The organism is Streptomyces sp. NPDC050636, from assembly GCF_040654775.1.
Taxonomy (GTDB): Bacteria; Actinomycetota; Actinomycetes; order Streptomycetales; family Streptomycetaceae; genus Streptomyces.
On sequence record NZ_JBFAIP010000218.1, the window covers coordinates 1 to 3,752 of the forward strand.

The 3,752-nt window shown below is 69.5% G+C and carries 4 protein-coding genes; 1 reads left to right on the forward strand and 3 read right to left on the reverse strand.

Annotated features, from left to right (window positions below; translation table 11 throughout):
* Positions 1-502 precede the first annotated feature (502 nt).
* A complete protein-coding gene (locus AB0I10_RS40655) occupies positions 503-1,510 on the reverse strand; it encodes a stage II sporulation protein M (protein ID WP_363157771.1) in 1,008 nt (335 codons plus the stop codon).
* Between the two features lie 111 nt (positions 1,511-1,621).
* Here AB0I10_RS40655 and AB0I10_RS40660 point away from each other — a divergent pair, with 111 nt between their 5' ends.
* On the forward strand, positions 1,622-2,596 hold the full coding sequence (locus AB0I10_RS40660; protein ID WP_363157772.1) for an RDD family protein: 975 nt from the start codon (positions 1,622-1,624) through the stop codon (positions 2,594-2,596).
* Between the two features lie 131 nt (positions 2,597-2,727).
* Here the strand turns inward: AB0I10_RS40660 and AB0I10_RS40665 are convergent, their stop codons facing one another.
* Together AB0I10_RS40665 and AB0I10_RS40670 are read right to left on the reverse strand one after the other, a co-directional pair.
* The gene (locus AB0I10_RS40665; RefSeq protein ID WP_363157773.1) at positions 2,728-3,342 is read right to left on the reverse strand and encodes a hypothetical protein; all 615 of its coding nucleotides are present in this window, start codon (positions 3,340-3,342) and stop codon (positions 2,728-2,730) included.
* Between the two features lie 185 nt (positions 3,343-3,527).
* Positions 3,528-3,752 (reverse strand): adenosylhomocysteinase (locus AB0I10_RS40670; RefSeq protein WP_363157774.1); only part of this gene is annotated, 225 nt, incomplete at its 5' end.

Sequence of the window (3,752 nt, forward strand, 5' to 3'; positions counted from 1 at the left end):
CCAGGCTCTCCGGGCGCTTCCCTTCGGTCTTGCGTTTCCGACTCTATCAGATCCTCGCGGTCCTGATTTCGCCGGTGCGATTCGGCCTTTCGGCTCCTTCGCGTTTCCAACCTTACCAGATCCGTTTCCGTCTCCGGCCCCCTGTTGGAGCGGGGTTGACCGTCTGGCTTTCGCTTTTCGGCCTTTCCGACTTTATCAGGTTCAGTCCGTCCCGTTTCCGGTCCGAATTTACTTCCGATTAACCCGTCGAAAGGTTTTGCCTTTCGGCTTTTCCGACTTTATCAGAAGCGGAGCGGTCGAATTAATCGACCGGGGCTTCCGGAAGATGGTCGGAGTGCCCCGCCGAATTGAATTTCCGGTCGAAGCAGAGATTAGATTAGCCTTCGCGATCGGACCTGTCGAGTCCGTCGCAACCGTTCAAATCTACCTCCCCCTGTCACCCGTGTCAACGGGTTTCCTGGGGCGAAGAGGAGATTAGCAGGTCAGCGGGGCTTGACGCACATCAGGCGGCGGTCGGCAGGGCTGCGTCGCGGTCGGTGGTCTCGACGTCGCCGGTCTCGCCGGCACGTACGGCACGGCCGCCCAGGATGTAGACGTACAGGAGGAAGGCCAGCTCGGCGGCGATGCCGATGCCGATTCGGGCCCAGGTGGGCAGGCCGGAAGGGGTGACGAAGCCTTCGAGGGCGCCGGAGATGAAGAGCACGGCGGCGAGTCCGATGGCGACGCCGAGGGCGGAGCGGCCCTCCTCCGCCAGGGCCGTACGGCGACTGCGGGGGCCCGGGTCGATGAGGGTCCAGCCCAGGCGCAGGCCGATGCCGGCCGCGACGAAGACGGCGGTCAGTTCCAGGAGGCCGTGCGGAAGGATCAGGCCGAGGAAGGTGTCGAGGCGACCCGCAGAGGCCATCAGGCCGATGCCGACGCCGAGATTGAGCATGTTGGTGAAGAGGACCCAGAGGACGGGGAGGCCGGCGAAGGCCCCCAGCACCAGGCAGAGGGCGACAGCCTGAGCGTTGTTCGTCCATACCTGGGCGGCGAACGACGCGGCGGGGTGGCTGGAGTAGTACGTCTCGTACTGGCCACCGGGGCGGGTCATGTCGCGGAGGTCCTGTGGGGCGCCGATGGCCGCCTGGACCTCGGGGTGGGTGGCGATCCACCAGCCGAGGAGGGCGGCTATCGCAGTGGAGAGGATCGCGGTGGGCATCCACCAGTGGCGCAGGCGGTAGACCGCGGCGGGGAAGGCCGTGGTGAAGAAGCGGGCGGCGTCGCGCCAGGAGGCCTTGCGGGCGCCGGTGACCGCGCTGCGGGCGCGCGCCACGAGTGAAGTGAGGCGGCCGGTCAGCGCGGGGTCGGGGGCGCTGGAGCGGAGGAGGGAGAGGTGGGTGGTGACGCGCTGGTAAAGGGTGACCAGTTCGTCGGCCTCGGCGCCGGTGAGGTGGCGTTTGCGGCGCAGGAGTGATTCGAGGCGGTCCCATTCGGCACTGTGCGCCGTGATGAAGACATCCAGGTCCATACGGTGTCGCTCCTCGCAGCGCCGTGAGTGGGTGCCGGGTCAGCTTGGCAGACTGGCCGTGCCCGGCGTGGGGTGGGCGGCGTATCGGGGAACGAGAGGAGTGGGGCACGGGTGAGTGAGCTCGTAACAGGTGAAGCGGTGGTGCTGGGGCTGCGGCCTGCCAGGTTGGCGAGCCGGGCGCTGGCGATGATGGTCGATCTTGCCGTGGCCTGGGGGCTGTACATCGCGGTGTCGTTGTTGTTGGTGAGCGCGACATCGTCGTTGGACAGTGCCGCGGAGGCCGCCGTTGCGGTGGCCACGTTCGTGCTGGTGCAGATCGGGATACCGATCGTGATCGAGACGCTGAGCCACGGCCGGTCGCTGGGAAAGGTGATGTGCGGGCTTCGGGTGCTGCGGGAGGACGGCGGGCCGATCCGGTTCCGGCATGCGCTGGTGCGTGGGGCGATCGGGGCCATCGAGATCGTGCTGACGTTGGGGGTGGTGGCGTCCATCGCCTCGCTGGTCTCGGCGCGGGGCCGGCGGATCGGGGACGTTTTCGCGGGGACCTTGGTCGTACGGGAGCGGATACCCGTCGCGGAGGCCGGGGTGGCGCTGCCGCCGCCTCCGCCGTGGCTGGTGGCGGAGCTGGGGGCGCTGGATCTGTCGCGGGTGCCGGACGGGTGGTGGCTGACGGTGCGGCAGTACCTGTCGCGAGTGGGTCAGCTGGATGCGCAGGCCGGCGCGGCGATGGCGGGGCGGCTGGCGGATGACTTGCGGGGGTTCACCGGGACGCCGGGGCCGGCGGGCGTGCACCCGGTGGCGTATCTGGCCGCTGTGGTGGGTGAGCGGCAGTCCCGGGAGTCGCAGCGAGCTTTCGGGGCGTCGCTGGGGGCTCCGGCGACGGCGATGGGAGAGGTAAGGGAAATGGGGGATGCGGCGTCCGCCGGGGCGGCTGTCGCGGCGTCCGGCGGGGCGTGGTCGCTGCCGGGAGGTGTGCCGGGGGCCGCCGGCGGCTCAGGGCGTTCGGGGGCGGTGCCGGAGCGGGCGGACGGCGGGCTGAGTGGCGGTGCGGAGAAGCCTCGTACGGGGTTCGCGCCGCCGGTGTGAGGGTTAGCCGCCGGTGTGAGGGGGGGTTAGGGGGTGGGGGTTAAGGGCTGAGGTACGGGCTTGGGCTCGGGGTGCAGTGTGGCTGTGGCCGTGTGGATGTCAGCGGTGGGCGTCGGTGTCAGGCGTCGGTGTCAGGTGAACGTCGACGGGGGTGATTCGAGGGATTCGAGTTCGATGCCGGGGGCGGATAGGACCACGTCGCCGGCGATGTGGACGGTGTGCTGTTCGCCGGTCTCAAGGTCGTTGACCTGGTATTCGTCCGCGATGAGGGGGGCGTTGTCAGTGGTGTGTGGTGTGCTTTTCACCAGGGCCCAGGACTGATCGAGAGTGCGGGGGGCGAGGACGGGGGGTGTGAAGGCCACCAGCCGGGTGCGGACGGCTCCGGCGCCGGGGGCGGGCCGCAGCAGGCGGGCGGTGGCGATGAGGAATGCGGGGGACGCGCCGGTGAAGGCGTGGGCGGGGACGTTGCCTTCGGTGGCGTGTTCGCCGGTCGGGTCGGTGCGTACCCAGGTGACGCCGTCCAGGGCGGCGCCGCGGACCTGCCAGGCGGAGGCGTGGAGTTCGAGGCGGATGGGGCGGCCGAGGTCGTCGAGGGTGAGGTCGACGGAGCCTGCGTGGTCGCCGGAGGGCGTGGTGATCTGGGAGACGTAGCGCCAGCCGGAGGGGCCGGTGGCGCAGTGGAAGTGCTCTTCGCCGAGGGGGGTGTGATCGTGCGGGTCGTGCAGCGAGTAGTGGCCGCGGGGCATGGGGGATGCAGTCCTTCGGGCGGGCCGGCGGGGGGAATGGCTGGATGGCCGCGCGGGCCTGTGAACAGGCCTTTACGGGCCAGGCCCCCGCCGCGAGCGGCGAGGGCCTGGATTCACCGGCTGCTGGTGGTGATCAGTCGCTGGTCAGTCACTGAATCAGTAGTGACCGGCGCGGATCGGTGGGATCAGTAGCGGTAGTGGTCGGGCTTGTAGGGGCCGTCGACCTGGACGCCGATGTAGGCGGCCTGCTCCGGGCGCAGCTCGGTGAGCTTGACGCCGAGGGAATCGAGGTGGAGGCGGGCGACCTTCTCGTCCAGGTGCTTGGGGAGCACGTAGACGTCGGTGGGGTACTCCTGCGGCTTGGTGAACAGCTCGATCTGGGCCAGGGTCTGGTCCGCGAAGGAGTTGGA